At 51.8% G+C, this 22,841-nt stretch carries 22 protein-coding genes; 13 read left to right on the top strand and 9 right to left on the bottom strand.

Annotation, left to right across the window (positions count from 1 at the left end):
• The first annotated feature begins 180 nt into the window (after positions 1 to 180).
• From rlmN to spoVM, 7 genes are all read left to right on the top strand, one after another.
• Positions 181 to 1,227 (top strand): dual-specificity RNA methyltransferase RlmN, encoded by a 1,047-nt coding sequence (gene rlmN / locus IEY46_RS11515; RefSeq protein ID WP_188992162.1) that lies wholly within the window; start codon positions 181 to 183, stop codon positions 1,225 to 1,227.
• Between the two features lie 4 nt (positions 1,228 to 1,231).
• On the top strand, positions 1,232 to 1,987 hold the full coding sequence (locus tag IEY46_RS11510; protein WP_188992161.1) for a Stp1/IreP family PP2C-type Ser/Thr phosphatase: 756 nt from the start codon (positions 1,232 to 1,234) through the stop codon (positions 1,985 to 1,987).
• Positions 1,988 to 1,992: 5 nt separating this feature from the next.
• Positions 1,993 to 4,134 carry a Stk1 family PASTA domain-containing Ser/Thr kinase gene (gene pknB, locus IEY46_RS11505; protein WP_188992160.1) on the top strand — a complete coding sequence of 714 codons (2,142 nt, stop codon included), beginning with the start codon at positions 1,993 to 1,995 and terminating at the stop codon, positions 4,132 to 4,134.
• On the top strand, positions 4,091 to 5,050 hold the full coding sequence (gene rsgA / locus IEY46_RS11500) for a ribosome small subunit-dependent GTPase A (RefSeq protein ID WP_229750247.1): 960 nt from the start codon (positions 4,091 to 4,093) through the stop codon (positions 5,048 to 5,050). The genes pknB and rsgA overlap by 44 nt, the downstream gene beginning before the upstream one ends.
• Positions 5,051 to 5,052: 2 nt before the next feature.
• Positions 5,053 to 5,697, top strand: a complete 645-nt coding sequence (gene rpe, locus IEY46_RS11495) for a ribulose-phosphate 3-epimerase (protein ID WP_188992158.1) — start codon at positions 5,053 to 5,055, stop codon at positions 5,695 to 5,697.
• Positions 5,698 to 5,711: 14 nt separating this feature from the next.
• Positions 5,712 to 5,978, top strand: a complete 267-nt coding sequence (locus IEY46_RS11490; RefSeq protein ID WP_188992157.1) for a hypothetical protein — start codon at positions 5,712 to 5,714, stop codon at positions 5,976 to 5,978.
• 362 nt (positions 5,979 to 6,340) lie between these two features.
• Complete coding sequence (gene spoVM / locus IEY46_RS11485; protein ID WP_010345573.1) at positions 6,341 to 6,421, top strand: stage V sporulation protein SpoVM; 81 nt, start codon at positions 6,341 to 6,343, stop codon at positions 6,419 to 6,421.
• A 288-nt stretch (positions 6,422 to 6,709) separates the two neighbouring features.
• Here spoVM and rpmB read toward each other — a convergent pair whose 3' ends face one another.
• Positions 6,710 to 6,898: a 50S ribosomal protein L28 gene (gene rpmB, locus IEY46_RS11480; protein ID WP_188992156.1), complete on the bottom strand. Its 189-nt coding sequence runs from the start codon at positions 6,896 to 6,898 to the stop codon at positions 6,710 to 6,712.
• 285 nt (positions 6,899 to 7,183) lie between these two features.
• On the opposite strand from rpmB, the gene IEY46_RS11475 reads away from it, so the two are divergent.
• The 5 genes from IEY46_RS11475 (at position 7,184) to IEY46_RS11455 (ending at position 12,656) form a co-directional block, all read left to right on the top strand.
• Entirely contained in the window at positions 7,184 to 7,543 is a 360-nt protein-coding gene (locus IEY46_RS11475; protein ID WP_188992155.1) for an Asp23/Gls24 family envelope stress response protein, read from the top strand.
• A 15-nt stretch (positions 7,544 to 7,558) separates the two neighbouring features.
• On the top strand, positions 7,559 to 9,367 hold the full coding sequence (fakA, locus tag IEY46_RS11470) for a DAK2 domain-containing protein (protein ID WP_229750246.1): 1,809 nt from the start codon (positions 7,559 to 7,561) through the stop codon (positions 9,365 to 9,367).
• A gap of 13 nt (positions 9,368 to 9,380) precedes the next feature.
• Positions 9,381 to 10,235: a DegV family protein gene (gene fakB, locus IEY46_RS11465; protein WP_188992154.1), complete on the top strand. Its 855-nt coding sequence runs from the start codon at positions 9,381 to 9,383 to the stop codon at positions 10,233 to 10,235.
• Positions 10,236 to 10,244: 9 nt separating this feature from the next.
• Complete coding sequence (gene recG / locus IEY46_RS11460; protein WP_188993734.1) at positions 10,245 to 12,293, top strand: ATP-dependent DNA helicase RecG; 2,049 nt, start codon at positions 10,245 to 10,247, stop codon at positions 12,291 to 12,293.
• 75 nt (positions 12,294 to 12,368) lie between these two features.
• Positions 12,369 to 12,656: a stage VI sporulation protein F gene (locus IEY46_RS11455; RefSeq protein ID WP_188992153.1), complete on the top strand. Its 288-nt coding sequence runs from the start codon at positions 12,369 to 12,371 to the stop codon at positions 12,654 to 12,656.
• Positions 12,657 to 12,836: 180 nt separating this feature from the next.
• On the opposite strand, the gene IEY46_RS11450 is transcribed toward IEY46_RS11455, so the two are convergent.
• On the bottom strand, positions 12,837 to 13,517 hold the full coding sequence (locus tag IEY46_RS11450; RefSeq protein WP_188992152.1) for an SOS response-associated peptidase: 681 nt from the start codon (positions 13,515 to 13,517) through the stop codon (positions 12,837 to 12,839).
• 171 nt (positions 13,518 to 13,688) lie between these two features.
• On the opposite strand from IEY46_RS11450, the gene IEY46_RS11445 reads away from it, so the two are divergent.
• Positions 13,689 to 15,014, top strand: a complete 1,326-nt coding sequence (locus IEY46_RS11445) for a DUF2515 family protein (RefSeq protein WP_229750245.1) — start codon at positions 13,689 to 13,691, stop codon at positions 15,012 to 15,014.
• A 70-nt stretch (positions 15,015 to 15,084) separates the two neighbouring features.
• Here the strand turns inward: IEY46_RS11445 and IEY46_RS11440 are convergent, their stop codons facing one another.
• The 7 genes from IEY46_RS11440 to proB all read right to left on the bottom strand — a co-directional run bounded on the left by IEY46_RS11440 (position 15,085) and on the right by proB (position 22,461).
• Positions 15,085 to 16,221, bottom strand: a complete 1,137-nt coding sequence (locus tag IEY46_RS11440; RefSeq protein ID WP_188992150.1) for a MerR family transcriptional regulator — start codon at positions 16,219 to 16,221, stop codon at positions 15,085 to 15,087.
• Between the two features lie 103 nt (positions 16,222 to 16,324).
• A complete protein-coding gene (gene mtnB, locus IEY46_RS11435) occupies positions 16,325 to 16,981 on the bottom strand; it encodes a methylthioribulose 1-phosphate dehydratase (RefSeq protein WP_188992149.1) in 657 nt (218 codons plus the stop codon).
• Between the two features lies 1 nt (position 16,982).
• Positions 16,983 to 17,675 carry a 2-hydroxy-3-keto-5-methylthiopentenyl-1-phosphate phosphatase gene (locus tag IEY46_RS11430; protein WP_188992148.1) on the bottom strand — a complete coding sequence of 231 codons (693 nt, stop codon included), beginning with the start codon at positions 17,673 to 17,675 and terminating at the stop codon, positions 16,983 to 16,985.
• Positions 17,672 to 18,904, bottom strand: a complete 1,233-nt coding sequence (locus IEY46_RS11425; protein ID WP_188992147.1) for a 2,3-diketo-5-methylthiopentyl-1-phosphate enolase — start codon at positions 18,902 to 18,904, stop codon at positions 17,672 to 17,674. The genes IEY46_RS11430 and IEY46_RS11425 overlap by 4 nt, the downstream gene beginning before the upstream one ends.
• A complete protein-coding gene (gene proC / locus IEY46_RS11420) occupies positions 18,901 to 19,782 on the bottom strand; it encodes a pyrroline-5-carboxylate reductase (protein WP_188992146.1) in 882 nt (293 codons plus the stop codon). Before proC ends, IEY46_RS11425 begins: the two co-directional genes overlap by 4 nt.
• An 18-nt stretch (positions 19,783 to 19,800) precedes the next feature.
• On the bottom strand, positions 19,801 to 21,048 hold the full coding sequence (locus IEY46_RS11415) for a glutamate-5-semialdehyde dehydrogenase (protein ID WP_188992145.1): 1,248 nt from the start codon (positions 21,046 to 21,048) through the stop codon (positions 19,801 to 19,803).
• Between the two features lie 297 nt (positions 21,049 to 21,345).
• Entirely contained in the window at positions 21,346 to 22,461 is a 1,116-nt protein-coding gene (gene proB / locus IEY46_RS11410; protein ID WP_188992144.1) for a glutamate 5-kinase, read from the bottom strand.
• Positions 22,462 to 22,841 lie beyond the last annotated feature (380 nt).

Genomic DNA, 22,841 nt, shown 5'->3' with positions numbered 1-22,841 from the left:
TGGTCTGTCGTGGGCGTTTGTGGTAAAATAAGCGGTGGCAGGCACGAAGAGTATGCTTCCGCCGTCTCTGTAGGCCAAGCTGAATTCTTCACAGCCCAGTATCAGAATAGATTGAGAACGCATTTCTGATATAGCAGGCAGGCTGCTCAACCCACTTTATGAGAAAACAGGTGTAAAACGATGAAACCATTCATCTACGACTATACGATTGATCAATTGCAAGATTGGATGAAAGAAAACGGGGAGCCCACTTTCCGCGGAACCCAGCTTTTTGAGTGGCTGTATGTTAAAAGGGTCATGAGTTTCGAGGAAATGACGAATCTTTCCAAGGAACTGCGTCAGAAGCTTGATGATCAGTTTCAATTTGTGACGCTTTCCGAAATCACGCGGTTTGAATCCAAGGACGGAACCGTCAAATTTCTGTTTGGTCTGCATGACAACCATGGAATCGAAACGGTTATTATGCGCCACAGCTACGGCAACAGCATATGCGTGACGACACAGGTAGGCTGCCGGATCGGCTGTACGTTCTGCGCCTCGACGCTTGGCGGGCTGAAGCGGAATTTGACTGCTGGTGAAATTACTGCCCAGGTTGTAAAGGCACAGCAGATGCTTGACGCGTCTAACGAGCGGGTATCGAGCATCGTTATTATGGGCTCCGGAGAACCTTTCGAGAATTATGACGCAACCATGGCTTTCCTGCGTGTCATGATCCATGAGAAGGGACTTCATATCGGGCAGCGCCATATTACGGTCTCGACAAGCGGTATTGTGCCGAGCATGTATAAATTCGCCGAGGAAAATACCCAAATCAATCTGGCCATATCCATCCATGCCCCCAATGACAAGCTGCGGTCCAAGTTGATGCCGGTCAACCGCCGCTTTCCCTTCGAGGATGTGATCGAAGCCTGCCGCAACTACATCGCCAAGACCGGAAGGCGGATTACGTTCGAATATGCGCTCATCGGTGGTGTTAACGATCAGAATGAGCATGCCCAGGAGCTGGCTGAAGTGCTTAAAGGCATGCTCTGTCATGTCAATCTCATACCGGTTAATCATGTGCCCGAGCGGAATTACGTGAGAACACCGCGTGAACAAATTTTTGAGTTTCACCGTATACTGGAACGCAACAATATTAATGTGACGATCCGCAGAGAACAGGGGCATGATATTGCGGCAGCTTGCGGGCAATTACGTGCCAAACATATGGACGGAGCGGTGGGGTGAATGTATGAAGATAGCTTTTCGCAGTGATATTGGACGGATAAGACTTGTTAACGAGGATCGCGGTTTTGCGGAATTAACGGATACTGGCATTGCCGTGGCTATTGTGGCCGACGGCATGGGCGGTCACCAGGCTGGGGATGTGGCAAGCCAACTGGCGGTCGATACTTTCCGCGAAGCCATGCAGGGAACATCTCCTGAGCTCTCAGTAGACGAGAGAAAGATGTTGATCCGTCAGGCGATTTTACAGGCCAATGAGGTTGTTTTTGATATGGCATCCCGAAATGAGCATTACCATAATATGGGGACCACGGTGGTTGCCGCGCTGCTGCAGCCGGATAACGGGGTGATTGGTCATATCGGGGACAGTCGAGCGTACAAATGGAGAGACGGGACATTAACGCAGCTGACCGTTGACCATACGCTTGTCAATGAGCTTGTCAAATCCGGACAAATCAGCGTCGAGGAGGCTGCCCGGCATCCAAGGCGCAACGTACTGACAAGGGCGCTGGGTACCGACGTGCATGTAGAGGTGGATGTAAAGGGCTTGTCATGGCAGCCCGGCGATCTCCTGTTGCTCTGCAGCGACGGCCTCACCAACATGGTGAGCGAAGAGGAAATGACCGAGACGATTCTCCAGGAGGAGCTCGACTTGGATGGAAAAGCAGACAAGCTCGTCGAGCTGGCGCTGCTAGCCGGTGGGGACGATAATATTACAGTCGTCCTGCTGCATCATGCCGAAGACACAGAGCAAGAGGAGTGACCGACATGATTGGACATGAATTAGCCGGACGATATGAAATCATTACCCGCATTGGCGGGGGCGGAATGGCTCTTGTATATAAAGCGCATGATATTTTACTTAACCGCAAAGTTGCGGTTAAAATTTTAAGGCAGCAGTTTGTGCATGATGAAGAGTTTATCCGGCGGTTCCGGCGGGAGGCACAATCTGCAGGGGCTTTGTCGCATCCCAATGTGGTGAGCATCTATGATGTGGGCCAGGAAGATGATACCCATTATATTGTGATGGAATATGTGGAAGGCCATAATCTTAATGAAATTATCCAGCAGCGGGCGCCGCTGCAAGTTGAGGAAGCCGTCCGTATCGCCATTCAGATTTGCGATGCGCTGGAGCATGCCCATCATAACCAGATCATTCATCGCGACATCAAGCCTCATAACATTCTGATTGGCAAGAACGGTCGAGTGAAAGTGACGGATTTCGGAATTGCCCGGGCGGTGACATCTTCTACCATCACACAAACAGGTTCGGTAATGGGCTCGGTTCATTATTTCTCTCCGGAGCATGCCAAGGGCATCAGCACGGGAGAGAAATCGGATTTGTATTCCCTGGGCATCGTGCTTTATCAAATGCTGACCGGCAAGCTGCCGTTTCTTGGCGAAAGCCCGATCAGTGTGGCCCTGAAGCATCTGCAGGAAACGTTTGAGGAGCCAAGGATAGTTAATCCTTATATTCCGCAAAGTGTAGAGAATGTCATCCTGCGGGCAATGCGCAAAAATCCGAATGAGCGTTATCATTCAGCGGACGAGATGCTGCGCGATCTTGAAACCTGTCTGCAGCCCGAGCGTTTGAAGGAGTCCAAAATCACGTTTGTCGGGGGTTCGGATTTCGATGAAACGCGGGTAATGCCCGCCATTCGCGGCAGCATTACCGAAACGCTTGCAGCTTCCGGAACCGGCTCCCGAGCGGACAGGACGGTGGCTAGCGACAAGGCGGTATCATCAGATACAGAGGAAAACCGCTGGAATTCCACGGGCCTTGTTGAGGCCAAAAACAAGCGCAAATGGGTGAAGCCGTTGATTACGGTCCTGGTCACCCTGCTGGTTATTGCGCTTGTATATTGGGGTGCAAGGACGGTTCTGGGCTGGTTCGACATCAAGGAAGTGGACGTGCCTTACGTCATCAACAAAACCGAAGAAGAAGCGAGGATCAGCCTGGAACAGGCTGGACTGAAGGTCGAGGAGCCCACTGTTTATACGGAAAAAGCGGATATTGCCGAAGGTACGGTTTATGAGCAATCCAAGGCCAATCAGCGCGTCAAGGTAGGCTCTTTCATTAAACTTTATGTGAGTAAAGGACCTAAGCTTGAAGGCGTGCTGGATTATACAGGCAAACCGTACAGCGAAGTGGTCGAGTCGCTTACCGCCCTTGGCGTTTCGGAGCAACGGATCATCAAAGATCCCAACGAGGTGTTCAGCGAGCAGGCGCCTGGGACGGTTATCGAACAGAAGCCGGCGGCCGGCGAGCAGTTTGATCCGAATAAAGCCGTCTTCACCTTCATTGTCAGTAAAGGCAAGGAAACCTTCCCGATGCCGGATGTTATAGGCAAAAAAGAGAAAGACGCTATCGCAGAGCTTGAAGCCAAAGGTCTTGTCGTCAAAGCCAAGGATATCGTCCGTGAGGGCAGCTACAAAGAGCAGGGCACCGTTCTCTCGCAATATCCGTTTGAGCCGAAAACGACGGTTTCCAAGGGTGATGAAATCACGTTGACAATCAGCTCCGGATATCCGGAAGACGCACTTGAATTCAAGTTTGATGTTACGGTATCACCGGCAGTGGCGGGACAATCCAGCGAGGTACGCATTACGTACACGGATGCACGCGGGCAAAATATAGAATGGGGCAAAAAAACCATTAAAAATACCCAGACGTTTTCCGTCAAAGTCGTATTGGATCCCAATACGGAAGCTATGGTCTCCGTTTTCCGGGATTCGCAGTTTGTCGATACCTTTGCACGTACGTATGAAGAAGTGAAAGCGGGACCGGATTCCATTCAGGAAACCATTCCTGGAACCGAACCGCCGCCGGAAAATGAACCGGCCCAAACTGAGGAGACTGACGACAATGGCGAGTCAAGCACGAACACAACAGACCAAACCCAACAATAGGGAAGAACATGTCGGTCGGATTGTCAAAGCGCTTAGCGGCTATTATTACGTGCTTCCCGAAGAAGCTGCCGTGGGATCAACACCGGTTCAATGCCGGGCTCGCGGCATCTTCAAGAAGCGCGGCGAATCACCTCTTGTCGGCGACATGGTTCTCTATGAACGAACGGAAAATGGCGAAGGCACGGTCGATCGCATCCTGCCCCGGAGCTCGGAGCTTGTCCGTCCTCCGGTGGCGAATGTGGATTTGGCCGTGCTGGTTTTTTCCGTAACGGAGCCGGCGCTGAACTTGCAGCTGCTTGATAAATTTCTCGTTCACATTGAGCATGCCGGAATTGAAGCTATGCTCTGTCTGAGCAAGCAGGATTTGACAAAGGAAGGCGAAGAAACCGAGCAGGCCCGCCAGTCGATGGAAGAGGTTCTCCGCATTTACAAGCCCATCGGTTATGATGTCATTTCCACGAGCTCCAGGCTCGGTGAAGGCACATCGGAAATGATGGAACGGCTCCGGGGTCATCTCGCCGTATTCGCCGGTCAATCCGGCGTCGGCAAATCTTCCCTGTTAAATGCGCTTGTACCCGGTTTAGCGCTGGAAACCAACGCGATCAGCGCCCGACTGGGCAGAGGCAAGCATACGACCCGCCAGGTGGAACTTATCCATACAGGGGGAGGCTATGTGGCGGACACGCCGGGATTCAGCCAGCTTGACTTTACGGAGCTGGGAGTTGAGGAGCTTGGAAATTGCTTTCCTGAAATGAGGGAGCGTGCGCCTTCCTGCAAATTCCGTGGTTGTACACATCTTCATGAACCGGGCTGCGCTGTTCTCGAAGCATTGGAGGCAGGGGAAATCGCCCCCTCCAGGCACAAAAATTATGAGCTTTTCATGATGGAAATGAAAGAGAAAAAACGGAGGTACTGATCATGACGCTCATTGCACCATCGATTCTGTCAGCGAATTTTGCGACATTAGGCGAAGACATTAAAGAAGTGGAACAAGCGGGGGCGGATTGGATCCATATCGATGTAATGGATGGCCATTTCGTTCCGAATCTTACCTTCGGCCCTGTGGTAGTTAATGCGATACGACCCTACACGAAACTTACTTTCGATGTGCACCTGATGATCGAGCAGCCGGAGCGCTACATCACCGCATTTGCTCAGGCGGGCGCCGATCGGATCACAGTTCACGCGGAAGCTTGCGTTCATTTGCACAGGGTCGTACATATGATTAGAGAAGCAGGTTTGCCAGCCGGTGTTGCGCTTAATCCCGCTACACCCGTAAATGTGCTGGAGAATGTACTGGATGATCTGGATCTTGTGCTGATCATGACCGTAAACCCCGGATTTGGCGGACAGGCGTTTATTCCCCAATCGATTGCGAAGCTCAGAGCCCTCCGAACCCTGCTGCAATCAAGCGGCAGGACAGACATTCATGTCCAGGTTGACGGCGGTATCAACACACAGACCTCGGCAATGGTGCGCGAAGCGGGTGCAAACGTTTTGGTAGCGGGAAGCAGCGTGTTTACCCAAAAGGATCGGACGGCTGCTATAGCCGCTCTGCGCTAGGGAGGAAGAAAGCCATGGGTGAGCGGGTAAAAAGTGGATTGTTAATCCTAATCTACAGTTTGGGCGCAGGATTGATGCTTAGTTTATTTTCCACCTTCAATTCGGGATTTAATATTGTATTCTCTTTGCTGGCACTGGGGATCGGCATATTATTTTTTCGTAAATTCCCGAAAATCGGTTCCCGGATTATCTTCATTGTGCTGTCGGTTTTCTTTTTTTTATTGTTTGTCATCATTATCGCAGTGATAAACTACGCAAAAACTAATCCTATTCAGCCATAAATTGTTGGAGAAGGACTAACAAGGCACCTCTCCTCAAGTTGGAATAGGACAATCTGGAATTGCATAGGATGGTTACATGAACGAACGTTCTTGTAGCCTCTTTTTTTAATTATAGGAAAGTATAAATTTTCGTCATTCTTTCACTATAATTCTAAGGGAAGAAACTTACGTCTTCGCAAAGGATGGCGTTAACTGTTTCTTCTGGTACCCTGTGCATGTCATCACAAGGGGAGGCGAAGAGAGCTGTTTTTCGCGGATCAACGACTGCGGCTTTCTGGCAAGAACGGATGGATGGGGATCTTGGCTTTCCCTGTTTCAGGAACAGGCAATCGTTGTTGCAAGCTTTGGAGGAGGGGTGGAGCATGAAATTTTATACAATCAAGCTGCCGAAATTTTTAGGTGGATTCGTCAAAGCGATTTTAAATACGTTCCAGAAAAATTAACCCCGCTGGTCATATGCAGTTGCGCGCTGCGAGGGCTTGCGTGCGCGAGGAGCGCGTGAGGGAGCAGGAGGCCGGCCGTTTTCGCGGACGGCTGTTTTCTGTGCCGGGTCTGTTACTTTCAGAGCATGACGGATATTTGCTCCGCTTACCAGCAGCATAAAAAAGCACCGGAACGGATTCGGGTGCTTTTTGTTCATGCAATATCAGGTTGATTTCTGAAATTTCAGAGGAACGAACCTTTACGCCGCTATAGAACGGCGCAGCCGGTTCTCCGTTGGAATTCGGTCATTAAACGCGGGTTACTTTACCAGCTTTCAGAGCGCGAGTGCTGACATAAACGCGTTTTGGCTTGCCATTGACCAGAATACGAACCTTCTGAACGTTGACGCCCCAAGTGCGACGGTTTTTATTATTGGCGTGAGAAACGTGGTTACCCGCCCCTGGGCTTTTGCCCGTAATAAAACATTTGCGTGACATGAAAATACACCTCCTCAGGATTATATAGATCCTGCTTGAATTCCGGTTCATAGAAAATGCTCAAGCATTTTTCACAAGAGAAAAAGCAGCCCCTTGAAAATAAACACACTTGATTATAATAGCATATGATCTGTCAACCTTCAAGCATTTATCTAGGGACAAATGTTTCGCCAGATGGAGCAAAAAGCAGAAAATAGACGTAAAATAGGGACTACACTTCTAAAACGTCGTAATTTATAGTACAATGTTATTTAGTCCATAATAGATGGAGAAGGAGTGATTTCCATGCCACTAGAGCTTAATTCGGAAATAGGAAAAGTGTTCATCACCGATCATGTCATCTCCGTGCTTGCCGGCTCGGCGGCGTTGGAGTGTTATGGACTGGTTGGCATGGCTTCGCGTAAACAGCTTAAAGATGGCATTACTGAACTGCTCGGCAGGGATAATCTGTCACGTGGTGTCGAAGTCCGCCGGGAGAACGAACAAATACACATCGACTTATACATCATCGTAAGCTATGGAACAAAAATATCGGAAGTCGCCCATAATATCCAGTCGAAAGTGAAATATGTACTTAACGAAGTGATTGGCTTGCAAGTGGACTTCGTACATATTTTTGTACAAGGCGTGCGGGTATCTCGGTAGGAAGGGGCAGGGCACTTGAATAGAAGCATGATTAACGGATCAGACCTTTCGGTCATGGTGCTCGCCGGAGCAGCATGTCTGGAGCGGAACGCAGAACATGTAAACGCCTTAAATGTGTTCCCGGTACCCGATGGAGATACCGGGACGAATATGAACCTGACAATGTCCGCAGGTAAGAACGAGCTTCAGAACAAGCCATCATCCGCTGTAGGAAAAGTTGCGGAAGCGCTTTCCAAGGGACTTCTTATGGGCGCCCGGGGAAATTCCGGCGTCATTTTATCACAGCTGTTCCGAGGTTTTGCCAAGAGCATTGCTTCTCAGGAAGAAATAAATACTGTACAATTTGCGCAAGCGCTGCAAAGCGGTGTCGATATGGCGTACAAAGCGGTCGCCAAGCCGGTCGAAGGCACGATCCTGACCGTTGCTAAAGAAGCAGCCAAACATGCAGTCGCTTACGCCAGACGCTCGACCGATATGATTGGCCTTATCCGTGAGGTGCATACCAAAGCTGATGAAGCGTTATCCCGAACGCCTGACCAGCTGCCTGTTCTGAAACAAGTGGGGGTCGTGGATTCGGGCGGACAAGGACTTGTTTATATTTATGAAGGTTTTTTGCAAGCCATAACCGGACAACCGCAAGGTGGCATCGTTGGCGCAAAACAACCTGCTCAAGCAAACTTTATCCCAATATCCGGAAATCTGCAAAAGCAGCCGCCTGTGAGCGCCCAGTCGCGTTTAGCGACAGAAGCCATCGAATTTTTCTATGATATGGAATTTTTCATTAATCGCAAGCTTTCGGGGCCGGGAGTCAGACGTTTTGATGAAACGTTGTTCAAACGGCTGCTTGCCCGCGACGGAGACTCCATTTTGGTCATTTCCGAGGATGAGATTATCAAAGTCCATGTCCATACACGCAAACCCGGGGATGTGCTGAATCATGCTTTATCCTACGGGGAACTTACAGATATTCACATACTCAATATGCGCCAGCAGCACCGTGATTTGATGAATGCCGAACATACGGCAGAGATTCATGGCGGCGCATTGTCTCCAGAGGAGGAACTTGTTTCACTGAGTGTTGAGGATGCCGCACTTGGTCTTGCCGTTCCCCAGGTTCTGACTGGCGCGCCAGCGGACTCCGTTGCGGTTGAGCATGCGCATGAATGGGCTCCGTATGGAATCATTGCCGTTGCCATGGGCGAGGGAATCCGTTCGATTTTTCTCGAAAACAATGTGGATATCGTGCTGTCGGGCGGACAAACCATGAATCCTTCTACAGAAGATTTTGTTAATGCGATTGAATCGCTGTCGGCTGACCAGATTTATCTTCTCCCCAACAATGGGAATGTGATCCTCGCAGCTGAGCAGGCGGCTGAATTATCGGGTCGAAATGTCACGGTTGTGCCTACGCGAACGATCCTGCAGGGATTGGCGGCTATGCTGGCCTTCCGGGATGAGCAGAGCGCCTCGGCGAACGGTGAATCTATGGCGGAAGCCGCGCAGCAGGTACGCTCCGGACAAGTTACGCTCTCCATCCGGGATACGAGTATGGATGGAATCGAAATCCGCGAGGGCGACTATTTGGGGATTTTCGAGAAAGCGATTGTTAGTGCCACCCCGCATATTCAACAGACCTGCCGGGATCTGCTGACGTTGATGCTGGAGAATGGCGGGGAGCTCGTCACGGTGTTAACCGGAGAACAGGCTGACCGTACGGAGACAGCCGAGCTGGAAGAATGGGTAAGGCAAACCTATCCGGATGCTGAGCTTGAAGTGCATGAAGGCGGGCAACCGCTGTATCCTTATCTATTTGCAGTCGAATAGGAGTGGCTCCCATATGGGCACGGTCAAAATTGTGACAGACAGCACGTCGGATATTCCGAAACAACTCCGTGAACAGCTTGGTATTGAGATGGTCTCGCTCAAGGTCATGTTCGGGGAGCAAACATATTTGGATGCAGTTACGATCGAATCCATTGAGTTTTATGAAAAATTGATTGTGTCGCAAGCTCTGCCTACGACCTCCCAGCCTTCCCCCATGGAGTTTATGGAAGTCTACAGCCGTTTGAACGAACAGCATCCCGGCGTATCGATTATTTCCATACACCTCTCTTCTGCCGTCAGCGGAACGTATCAATCTGCCGTCCTTGGCGTATCCCTGTTGGAAGATGAAGGGGATGTGACCGTAATCGACTCCAAATCAGCATCCTACGGTTTTGGCATGCTCGTCGTAAAAGCGGCTGAAATGGCAGCTGCCGGAAGCAGCAAAGAGGACATTCTGGCTGAAATTGAACGTATGGGAAAAGGCCGCAGATTGTACTTTCTGGTGGATTCGCTGGAATATTTGAAACGAGGCGGCCGGATTGGCAAAGCTGCAGCTTTATTCGGTTCCATACTCAATGTGAAACCGATTCTGTCTCTGGATGAGGGCGGGGAAGTAACCGCAATCGATAAAGTCCGGGGGCATAAGAAAGCGATGCAGCGGATCATTGATCTGTTGATAAAGGATTATGGCAATGATCCTATCGATGTTATGGCTGCCTGGGCTTATAAAAGCGAGAATGTGCTTGAGCTTGCAGCGCTTGCCCAGTCGCAGTTGAATGTTCGCCATATAAATCAAACCGAGATCGGCGCGGTCATCGGGACGCATGTGGGTCCTGGAACCGCCGCATTATTCATAAACCGGGTGTGAGATCGTATGATGAAGCTTGATCAGATAGCGGTTCGGCAGGCCAAAGGCGTGAGCGCTCAAAAGGAACAGGAGCTTCACGCCTTTGGCGTCCATACGATAGCGGATCTGTTGGATTATTTTCCATTCCGCTATGAGGATTACCGGATCAAAGGACTTACAGAAACCAAGGATGGGGAAAAAGGAACCGTCCAGGGGAAAATTATGAGCGTTCCGAGTCTGCAACGTTATGGGCGTTCAAAATCGCGTTTGACCTGCAAGGTGCTAGTGGACGGTCTGCTGGTTACCGCGGTTTGGTTCAATCGTCCGTTTCTCCAGGAGCAGCTGGTACCGGGCCGTGAGATCATCCTGACGGGAAAGTGGGAGCAGCGCAGATTGCAGCTCACGATCACCGATTCGGAGTTCCCGGATAAAGGAACGGCACGCTCAGGGACGCTTCAGCCCGTATACTCCATCGGGGGCAGCATTACTCAGCCTTGGATTAGGAAAACCATCAAGCAGGCGTTACTGCAGTACGGCACCATGATTGAGGAGATGCTCCCGCATCAGCTGGTGGACAAACACCGATTAATGCCGCGCCGGGAAGCGGTGGAGCGCATCCATCAGCCGGACGATACGGTGGAGGGACAAGCGGCGAGACGGCGTCTTGTTTATGAGGAGTTATTCCTGTTTCAATTGAAGCTGCAAGCTTATCGTTCATTAAACCGGAAACGGATGGACGGGGTGGCCCATGTTGTCGATGCCGAGTCCATCAGGCAGTTTGCCCAGACGCTGCCTTTTGAATTGACGGATTCGCAGAAGAAGGTGGTCAATGAGATTCTGACCGATATGCGCCAGACCTCTTGTATGAACCGTCTGCTGCAAGGCGACGTCGGATCCGGCAAAACCGTTGTTGCCGCTATCGCTTTATTTGCGGCCGTCAAAGCCGGTCATCAGGGCGCGCTTATGGTTCCGACCGAAATACTGGCGGAGCAGCATCTGCGCTCGCTGCAGCGTTTGTTTGAGCCTGTTGGGATGGAAGTCGGTCTACTAACCGGGAGCCTGAGCGACCGCAAGAAGAAGGACGCTGTAGCCAGCTTGCAAATGGGATTGACCGATATTGTGGTCGGTACCCATGCGATTATCCAGGAAGGTGTCAATTTCCGCAGCCTCGGCCTTGTCGTGACGGATGAACAGCATCGATTCGGGGTCAATCAGCGCAGCATCCTCCGTCGAAAAGGGCTAAATCCCGACGTATTAACCATGACGGCTACGCCTATCCCAAGGACACTGGCCATCACTGCCTTTGGCGATTTGGATGTCTCTACTCTCCGCGAAAGGCCGCAGGGACGCAAATCGATCCAGACCTATTGGGTGAAGCATGGGATGCTGGAGCGGGTATTTGGATTTATCAGGCGCGAGGTCGATGGCGGGCGGCAAGCTTATTTCATATGTCCTCTGATCGAGGAATCCGAGAAGCTTGACGTACAGAATGCGATCGATTTGCATGTTCAACTGCAGCAGGCTTTTCCGGATCTTGCGATCGGACTGCTTCATGGCAGACTGCCTGCTGCGGAGAAGGATGAAGTGATGCGCTCTTTCGGCGACGATCATATTGATGTGCTTGTCGCGACAACCGTTGTTGAGGTTGGCGTGGATGTGCCGAATGCGACGCTGATGATTATTATGGATGCCGAGCGTTTTGGATTATCCCAGCTTCATCAGCTGCGAGGCCGCGTGGGACGGGGCGGGCATCAATCGTATTGCGTGCTGATTGCCGATCCCAAATCCGAGACGGGCCGCGAACGGATGAAGGTGATGACCGAGACCGACGACGGTTTTGAAGTAGCCCGGCGCGATCTGGAATTGCGGGGGCCTGGCGATTTCTTCGGCACCAAGCAGAGCGGTATTCCCGATTTTAAACTGGCTGATATGGCAGCTGATTTCGAGGTGCTCGAACAGGCCCGCGACGACGCCGCGGAATTGACGGCACAAGAGGATTTCTGGACATCGCGGGCTTACGAGAGACTGCGTATGGTGCTGAAACAGGATCAACTTTTTCAGGGCGATTTGCTGGACTAGTTTTTTTCGGCTCAGCTGCGGCATATAGTACTACGATTGGCTTTCCAAAGCCGGACGGAGGTGCTAAGTGCGCAGATGAGCTACACGAAATACGGAATTCGGCCGGAATTGGTCGAACGCGTCAAGCTGAAAATGAAAAACCCAGCTGTGAAGGACCGCGTTAAACAGGAGCTGAACGGGCTCAGTAAATACGATTTGCAGGACCGGACAAAGGTTCGCAGACTCGTCCGAACGACAGCAGGAATTTTGCAGGAGCCGCTGACACAGGGCCTGGAGGACCAGCTTATTTCATTTGTAATGGGACAGCGCATTGATCCCAACAACACGCTCCATCTGATTAAATTATGGGCGATGTTCCGCTAATCCCTGAGTCTCGAATGCACTAAAACAGTCAAGACCATAAGGTTGGGCCGGAATACACGAAGGGCTGTGAAACAGCTTGAAAGCCATTGCCGTCACATGCGGCAGCGGCTCTTTTTTTGGGTACAATCGATGTTGTCAGACCACGCTGCAAGACCCGGCTGCTTTGCCGGTGGACCTGAGCTATCCGTTCCCAGTCAGCGGTTCAATGCAGTCGGGTTGATTGTATGACGTGCTGCCCACAGCTGTTGTAACCGGGTAAGCATGCAATTCTTCAGGCGGGTAAGGAGCCATCATCCGGTTGAGCCGCGTGCGGTCCTGGATCGTACGGTCCAGCCAATCTCTTTCATCCTTCTTCCTCAGGATAACCGGCATCCGGTGATGGATCGGCTGCATCAGCTCGTTCGCGTCCGTTGTCAGTACCGTACAGGTGCTGAGCTTCTTGCCCTCCGCTGAAATCCACGTATCGTAAAGAGCGGCCAGACTGAATATACCCGGATCTTGCAGTACGATCCGCATGGGTTGTTTACCCGAAGCATCCTTACGCCATTCATAAAAACCGTCGGCAGGCAGAATACAACGTTTCCGCTGAATGAGCCTATTGAATGCCGGCTTTTCCCAGACTGTCTCGGACCGTGCATTCAGCAATTTGCTACCCATTTTCGGATCGTCCGACCACGAGGGGATGAGCCCCCATTTTAACTCGCCAAGCCTGTTTTTCTGGCCGTCGTGAACGATCGCCAATACCATTTGTCCCGGAGCTACATTGTATTTAGGTTGGTGAAAGGGTATTTCGGTGTCCAGACTCCAGTAACGAAGCATCAGTTCCTCAATGGAAACAGTTATCGTATAACGTCCGCACATTAGCCAAAAAGCCTCCTTAGGATTTGAGCATGTTAGAGGATAGATCCTTGTTTTTTGTTTATAGTCTGCGCCTCATTTTCGTCTACTTCTTGGAGCTATCCGCCCGAAATGGCTAACGACGCCTTCAGTTGCCTATACTGATACTTATTAGCAGGGTAAAGGGGCGGCAAGATGGAGAAAGAGAATTCGGCGGAGCGGCATTCTTTCCTAAAACGAGTATACCAAAATATAATGGCATTGCTGAAGCTTCCAGCAAAAGCTATGCGGCTGGCTGAAGAGAAAATATACGCCAGACAACTGTCTCAACGTTTAGCCCAAACGGCAAAACTGCCCCGGCTTCATGAAGAGTCCGTAAAGGAATTGCGGGATGCATGGTCGGAGCTGCTAAAGGCCGGGGCTGCCGAATCGGGTAAACGCTTCACGGCAGCGCATGGCGAAACCAATAAAGCCGAACGGTCCTTAATCTATCGGATCCAGTTGGAAACCGAGCGGGCCAACCGCAATAATGTTACTCGGACTGAAGCTTATCGAGCCATATATTTCCGCTGCCCGGAGCTGCACTGGGCGTTGTTGGCCCATATGGTTTCACGCAATGGCGGCTGGAGCATGACTGATCTGCGGGGGGAACTGCTTTCAAGAATAATCCCTGAGAAACAGCGGCAAACGGACTATATACTGCTGGAGCGGATAAATTCGCTCATTTTCTCCGATGCTTTTCCTCAGTTGCTGCTATATGAAGCGGGAAAAAGAAGCCGGACGAATTATACCCACTTGCTGCATGCATTCGGAGTGTCCAGCTTTATGGTCGGCGTGTGGACTCAATTCTGGCGGAGGAGAGAAAGCGCGCTGCTGACGACCGCCTTGATCGTCAATGAACAACATTTCATTGAGAAACGTGTTGTTGAGCAGCCGTTTTATAAGGAGCATGTTCTGAGCCACATTATGTTTCAGCTGCAATCGCCGCTTCAGACAAATGCAATATTTATGCCCTATGGCGCACCGGGAGCTGGCCAGATGAAGCTGGCGGGACTGGTGCTCGAGGATTTCAGCAGACTTGAGGAGCGGATTGAATTCGGCAAGCGGCTCTACGCCATTTTATTTGGCATACCGGAGGTATTTCATGGCGTGCTGGCTTTTGTCAGGGCGGTTCCGCACACGGGCTCCAGGGCGGATTATGCGTCCCATCTGTTTGCTTTCAAGAGAACCGGCGGCCGGCAGCCCAAACACTATACAGAGCGAATAAGCGGATGCAGACTGCTCCCTGGAGCCAAGCCGCTGTATAGCCCGAGGCTTGAAGATGCCTGGCCGGACGAGCCTTTCTTGCCTGTGGAAGGGGAGGATTGGATGGAATGGGCGGAAGAGATCGGACCTTACTTTGAGGACTTGCCTCTGCCGCCGATATTTGAAATTACGAATGAGCATTGCCTGGGGATCAATAAAATGGAGTTGGCGGTATTGGCTGCAGAGCGCCTCAAAACCGACAAAAACCTTGAATGAAAATCTTCGTTGTTTGATGCATTGTACGCAATGGACTGGTTCGGTTGTAAGCGAATGGACAAGTCGGCGACTAGGACATGCCATGGTTTCCGGAATGTTTCAACTTGCGTTTATGGGCAAAAATTATCCACAACGAGGGGTTAAGCTTGGGCCGCACGGTTTCATAACCAAGCTGTCCAAGGAGAGCGCACAGTTGTTCCGGTTCGGTTGCGAAAAATAGCGGCAGAGACTCGTTGAGATGTTCAGAGGCTTCCTGCTCCGCAAGTCCGGGAACGTTGACAACGCCAGCCAGACAGATCCTCCCGTCAGGTGCGAGTACGCGATCCATCTCGGTGAGCGCAGCCTTCTGCTGGTTCTTGTCCAGATTATGCATGGCGAATGCGCAGGTGGCAAAATCAAAGCTGGCTCCCTGAAATGGCAGGGCAAGCAGATTGCCTTGGCGAGCATCACAGTCCGTCAGATTACCCCTTAAGACTGCAAGCATTTCCGCTGATTGCTCTACTGCAGCTAGAGCAGCACCGGAACGGCTCAAACGGGAGGTAAGACCTCCGGTTCCAGCAGCCAAATCAAGGCCATGCTCGCCGGAGAGCGGATCGATCCATTGTACGATCGCATCATGCGCAAGGTTATAAAGCCGCTCATTGACAAGCGGGCGGAGTGCCTGAAGGACGGCGAGCCTGCCATGGCTTGCAGCCAGACCATCATAATTCCATTGATCCTGCCAGGAATTTCTGACAGCCGATGATTGCCTGACTTTGGAAGCAGCCGCTTCCAGCTCACTCAGGTTCAAATTCTGCCTGCCGAACCCTGCCGCCAGCATGGAATCCATGGCTTTCAGGGCTTGAGAGAGGCTGTTCCATTCCTCATAGAGCGCTCTCCTTGCTTCATCAAGATTGCCGAGCATCGTGGGGGCAGCACGGTTAGGTAAGTCCGGATGATGGGCTGTGCTGTCAGCGGATCCGGACATCTCTTCCTGTCCGAACAATGGAATAATTTCGGGAACCATCGCCGAAATCGCCGATACGGATAAGCCCAATTCTCGCAGTGCAATAATCCAGCGAAGGCGTTCCAGATCCTGATTGTTGTATATGCGGTAGCCATTCACGGGAGATTTCTCCGGCGTCAGCAAGCCTTTTTCCTCATAAAAACGAATGGCCCGGGGCGTTGTCCCGAGCCATTTTGCTGCTTCGTGAATATGTAGCGTCATATCGTACCAGCTCCCTCATGATCGATGATAAACGTTGACCCTGCGTGAAGGTCAAGCTTAAATCAGGCGTAAATAAGGGGGGGAGGTCATACGAGGCAAACGACTAAGACCTGCGGTTCTGTTGAAGCATCTCCCAGCGGTATGCATACTCAAACAGAAATTCGAAGGCCTCCAGATGGCGTTTGGCTTCAAAAGCATTTGCGCCCCAAGCGTAAATGCCATGCTTGCGCAGCACAATGCCTGGAATTCGGGGATCCAGCCGATCCGTCACTTCGGGAACAATGCTGGGAATATGGGCAAAATTGGAGACGATCGGAATTTCGATATGGGCTTCTTCCTCCCAGATTTGAAAAGCCTTGATCAGTTCCACGCCATCAACCGGAATGGATTTGCGATCCCAGAACAGCTCCGAAATGACATTGTTCATTACCGTGTGAACATGGAAGATGGCTCCGCATCCGGTAAGCTTATAAATCTCGCAATGAATCAATGTTTCAGCCGATGGCTTCAGCGCGGTAGCTTCGCTGGGCTTCCCGTCCTGATCGACGAACAGAAAATCCTCCGGCGTGGAAAGCGATTTATCCTTACCGCTTGCCGTAATGGCAAAATCGAACGACTCGGGGACGAAATCACCCACCCGGATGGACAAGTTGCCGCTTGTACCGGCAAACAGGCCGCGGGAAGACAGGAGCCGCTTTACTTCACCAAGCTCGGCCAGAACCCGTTGTTTTTCTTCTAAGGCGATCGCTGCAAATGACATTTTAATGCAAACCCTCCTCACGTTTCAGCTGGGCAATCACATCATGAAACGTCTCAAATTCGTAATAAGGCAGACCTAGTTCGGTGCATTTGGTAATCAGATGGGAGCGGGCAAATACAACATCGGCCAATTTCGCACCCTCGAAATCAGTCACGCTGTCACCGATAAGAATCCGGGTGTAAGCTTCTGCAGGAAATCTTCTGATAATGGTTGGTTTGCACATGCCACAGCTGTTGCTGCAATGTTCGTCACAAGGATGGGGCCAGGTGATTTCGATCCGTTCACCGGAAAAATCGCTCCCATTGCAGTATATATGGTCTTCGGCTATGCCAAATGGAGCCAACAGGGGGTAAACGAAAAAATCAATGCCTCCGCTGGTTACAAAAAATTCAATATCATGCGATCGGCTGTATGCCAGCAGCTCGCTGAATCCGGCGCGAATGCGCGCATTGCTGATCGCAAAGTCGACAACTTCTTTCCTGCCTGCTGCCGGAAGCAGGTGGAATAGCTGTCCAACGCCCTCGCTGATGGACTTGCGCTGACCAACGATGTCGTTAACGATGGCTTCCCAGCCAGGGGGGTTGAATTGGCGGACAATCGCGATGATATTATCGTTCTCGGTAATGGTACCGTCAAAGTCGCAAAATATAACGCGTTTTTTGTTGTGATCCGTTTTCGGCAATGATGTGCTCATTCCTTGTACCCCCAGCTTTCAATAGCCGCTTTCAATGCATCATTCCCGGCTTCCGCTGCCGCTTCCGGCAGCGATTGTCCTGCCAGCGTGGCGCTGATGGCCTGACGGAAAGCTTGTCCGCCCGCCGCAGTACCCATGGAGTGGCCATGAATCCCTCCGCCGGCATTAACGACTACATCGTGGCCGAAGTCACGCAAAATAAGCGGAACCAGCCCGGGATGGATACCCGCTGATGGTACGGGAAAGCTGGTAACGACAGGCGGGGAAGTGTCCACCAACGCAGCCTGAACGGCCAGATTTTCTTCTCTCGGCATAACGACGGAGCCATATGGAGAAGGGAACAGAACAAGATCCGCTCCGGCAAGACGCATCAGCTTGCCGAGCAGAAGAGGGGCAGCGATGCCGTAATGCGGCGACGGATATAAGGCTCCAGCCATAGCGGGATGAGCTGCGATCGGCACATTGATCTCCCGGTCGCTGCTTAATTCATGCAAGGCATCGTAACCGTAAGCCAGTACATTAAACAGGAGCGCGTTAGCTCCGGCATTTATGGCCCGTTTGGCGTTAGCCGCCAGCTGTGAGGTGGGACCGGTCAGGTTAACCGCATAAAGCAGCTTCTGGCCGGTTTCGCTTTCAGCCTGGCGGGCTGCATTCATACAAGCCTCAACCCGTTTCTCGAGTGGGGTCAAGGGGTTTTCAAAGAGAATTTCATCATCCTTGATCAGATCGACCCCGCCAAGCGCCTGCTGATAAAATTGCTCCCGCAGGTTGGGCAGGTCGTGGCCGATAACCGATTTGAAAATGCTCATCAGGAGGGGTCTGTCATGAACGCCGAGCAGATTTCTGACTCCGGCAATGCCGAATTTCGGGCCGGGGAACGCGGATACAAAGTCAACGGAAAATTGAAGATCCAGCAGCTTGATTTTGCCGTCCATCGAAAGCTTGCCGAATACAGTGACAAGCAGAGCAGGAAGATCACGACTGAAATTCAGGTCGGGGTAAGCAATTGCAAGATCGGCATAGCGCTCACCTGGCGCTGCGCCTTCGGGCTCATGGACCGTCACCGATACAACGCGCCCCAGATGCTTTTCCATCTCCGTTTTGCGGGCCTCGGGCAGGTCGGTCCAACTGCCGACGGTTAATCCGACAGCGATGCTCTGGGCTTTTTTGGCGAAATCCGCTTTATCGTCATAACAGCGATAAGTGGCGATACAGAAGTTCTCGCTCATGAGGTTGCACTCCTCTCGATGTCTTTTCCCATTTCGGCGGCACGGTCTGCGGCTCGCCCTACAGCATGGATAATCGCCTGTGAGAATCCGTGCGCGTCAAGCGTTTCAATAGCTGCCTGTGTCGTTCCGTTGGGTGATGTGACTTTGTTTCTCAAATCCGCCGGATGCTCATTCGTAGACTTGACCATGTGGGCGGCTCCCAGAACGGTCTGGATCGTTAATTCCCGGGCAGCTTCGTCACTTAGCCCGCGACCCCTGCCGGCTTCTATCATTGCTTCCATCATGTAATAGATATAAGCGGGACCGCTGCCGGAGACGCCGGTGACCACATCCAGCAGATGTTCTTCCACAACGGCTGTCATTCCGACGGATTTGAACATAGCTTCAGCGAGCGAACGCTGCCCTTCCGGTACGGAAGAGGAGAAGCTGATGCCCGTGGCGCCCAGACCAATCGTGCTTGAGGTGTTGGGCATCGTACGAACGATATTCATAGATTGTCCCAACAGTGATTCCATCGTATGAATCGACAGGCCGGCTATGATAGAAACAATCAACTGATCGCGGCGAAGCACGTGGCGGAGCTGTTTTAAAGCTTCCGCGGCATCCTTGGGTTTAATCGCCAGAAAGACGATATCGGCTTCGCCCAGCATAACCGACTTGGATTCATTATCAAATGCAGCCAGAACACCGTAGCGGGCGGATAGCTCATCCAGCCTGGCCGCGTTCTGGCGGTTAATCATTCCAATCTGCTTTGGAGCGGTCAGCCCCTGATCGATCAGGCCGCGGACGATGGCTTCCGCCATGGAGCCGGCGCCATAGAAGCATAGACGCAGCGAACTGATTTCCGGTGTGATGCTTGTGGAATATAATTGTGACATTGCGCTAACCTCCTTATGTTAACCTCTGATTTGCCCGTTGCCGGAAATCAGGAACTTCGTTGAAGTCAGGGCCGGCAGACCCATGGGACCTCTGGCATGCAGCTTCTGCGTGCTGATGCCGATTTCGGCGCCATAACCGAATTCAAATCCATCTGTAAAGCGTGTGGACGCGTTATGATAAACGGCAGCGGCATCCACCGCCTGCAGGAAGCGGGCGGCTTGCCCGGCGTTTTCCGTAACAATGCATTCCGAATGCATCGTTCCAAATTGTCCGATATGGGCAAGAGCTTCATTCAGATCGTCAACAATACGGATATTCAAAATATAATCATTATATTCAGTCGCATAATCGGCATCCGTAGCGTTCTTGGCTTCGGGAATGAGAGCGCATGTCCGCTGGCATCCGCGGATTTCCACATGGGCAGCCAATAAACGATCCGCGATAGAGCGCAGGTGCCCGGCGGCAAATGCTTCGTGAACAAGCAGTGTTTCCATTGAATTGCATACGGAAGGACGCTGTACCTTGGCGTTAAACGCGATATCAGAAGCCATCTCGGGATCGCCGCTTTGATCTATATACGTATGACAGATCCCGGCGCCTGTTTCGATGACGGGCACCGTTGCATTCTCGACCACATTGCGGATAAGTGAGGCTCCGCCGCGCGGTATAACGACGTCAAGCAATCCGTTCAGCTTCAGCATTTCATCGACAGACGAGCGATTCGGATCCTCAATCAGTTGGATCGCATCTGCCGGCAGGTCCGTTTGCGCCAAGGCACTGCGCAGCACCTCAACAACTTTCCGGTTCGATTCAATAGCCGCAGATCCGCCCCGCAGGACAACCGAATTTCCGGTCTTCAGGCAGAGACCAGCGGCATCCACAGTAACATTCGGGCGCGCTTCATAGATCATGCCGATAACACCTAACGGTACGGAAATCTTGGTAATGTGCAGGCCATTCAGGCGTTCGCCAGAATCCAGCACCTGACCGACGGGATCTGGCAGCTCAGCAACCTGGCGCAGTCCATCCGCAATAGCACCGATCCGCTGCTCATTCAGTTTAAGACGGTCCAGCAGCGATTCGCTTGTTCCGTTTTCGCGCCCGCGTGTGATATCAAGTTCATTGGCAGCAGCGATGGATGCATGCTCGTTTACAAGCGCGTCGGCCATGGCAAGCAGCGCAGAATTTTTCTGATCTGTCGTCATCCTGTTCATTATGGCGGCTGCCTTCTTGGCCAGGGCCGCCTTCTCGCGTACTTCACTCATGAATGATTCCTCCTAAGAGTTTTCTTGTCCTTCTTTGATTACGCACCACTGCAGCAAGAAAACTCACATCGGAAGCATAAGCTGAGTTTTCTTGTCCTTCCTCGATTACGCTCCTCTGCAGCAAGAAAACTCGCATCGGAAGCATCGGCTTAAGTTTTCTTGTACTTCCTCGAATACACTACTCTGCAGCAAGAAAACTCGCATCGGAAGCATCAGCTTAAGTTTTCTTGTACTTCCTTGATTACACTACTCTGCAGCAAGAAAACCGTCGGAAGCATAAGCTTAAGTTTTCTTGTACTAACCGGTGAACGACACCCATTCATCGCGATGGATGACTTCGATCCGGTTGACCTCGACTCTCCGGCGCACTTCCTCTGTGCTAAGTCCTGCGACCGCTTGAATTTGCCAGGCGGCGTAATTGACAACGCCGCGGCCAATGGTCTGCTGCCGCAGATTGGCGACTTCTACAACGTCGCCGGGATGAAATTCGCCTTCGATCTCACGGATTCCGGCGGGAAGCAGGCTTTTGCCCCCATGGAGCAGGGCCTTCTCAGCGCCTTCATCCACAGTAATCCGCCCTTGCGTGAGCGAGTGGAAGCCCACCCACTGCTTTTTCATCGGCAGGTTCTGGAGACTGGTATCGAAATAAGTACCTTTGCCGCCGCCTTCTACTGCAAGCCGTAAATCTCCGGGCTCCAAAACTCGGCCGATGAAAGCGGGAATGCCCCCGCGCATGGCAATTCGGGCAGCCTCGATTTTGGACCGCATGCCTCCGGTTCCGACGGAAGAGCCCGAGCCTCCCGCAAGTTTGAGAAGATCATCCGATATGACCTGAACGCGGTCTATCCGCTTGGCTTGGGGGTTAATTCTCGGATCTTCGGTGTATAAACCGTCCGTATCGGTTAAGATGAGCAGCCGCTTCGCCTTGACCAGATTAGCCACCAAAGCGGACAAGGTGTCGTTATCTCCAAATTTGAGCTCATCAGTAGCTACCGTATCATTCTCGTTTACGACGGGCAAAGTACGATGTCTCAGCAGCTCGTCAATCGTTCCCAAAGCATTCTGGATCCGCTTGCGGTTGGAGAAATCGGCACGGGTGAGCAGAATTTGGGCGACTCCGATACCGCCGCTCGTGCCATGGGCCGAGAAAGCTTCCTGATAAGCTTGCATCAACAAGGCCTGACCAACGGCTGCCGCCGCCTGCTTCTCATGAACAAGCCTGGGGCGCGACTGGTATCCGATCTTGCGGAACCCTGCCGCCACTGCGCCGGAGGTAACAAGCAGGACCTGGTGTCCGGCATCATACAGCGAGGCCAGCTCATGGGCGAAGAAAGCAATTCTTTCACGGTTTAACCCGCCTTCGTCCGATGTTAATGAGCTGCTGCCGATTTTGACCACAATTCGTTCTGTCATCAGCGCATAATCCTTTCCCCTTGAACAAAATAAAAAAACTTCCGCCTCTCTAATTACATAGAAAGGACGAAAGTATATTACCCTCCGCGGTACCACCTTAATTAAACGGCTGTTGTTTACCCACGCAAAAAACAAGCCGCATTCGCTTCATAAACCTGATAACAGCAGGTGCTGTCCGGCTCATCGCCGGCCGTTCAGGGGCGGGATTTCTGCGAGTGGTCGGGTAAATTCTCACAGCCAATGAATTTACTCTCTGTGCGCGACGCCAGCCTTGCTTACTGTTCCCCATCACAACGTTACTGTTTAATTAAATAAAGCATATCATGATCTGCAGCACCCTGTAAAGGCGGATGGTTGCCGCGCTCGCGGAGAAACGAATA

It is taken from the genome of Paenibacillus nasutitermitis, assembly GCF_014641075.1.
In the GTDB taxonomy this organism is placed as follows: domain Bacteria; phylum Bacillota; class Bacilli; order Paenibacillales; family Paenibacillaceae; genus Paenibacillus_Z; species Paenibacillus_Z nasutitermitis.
This window is presented reverse-complemented; position numbering and strand designations above follow the sequence as displayed.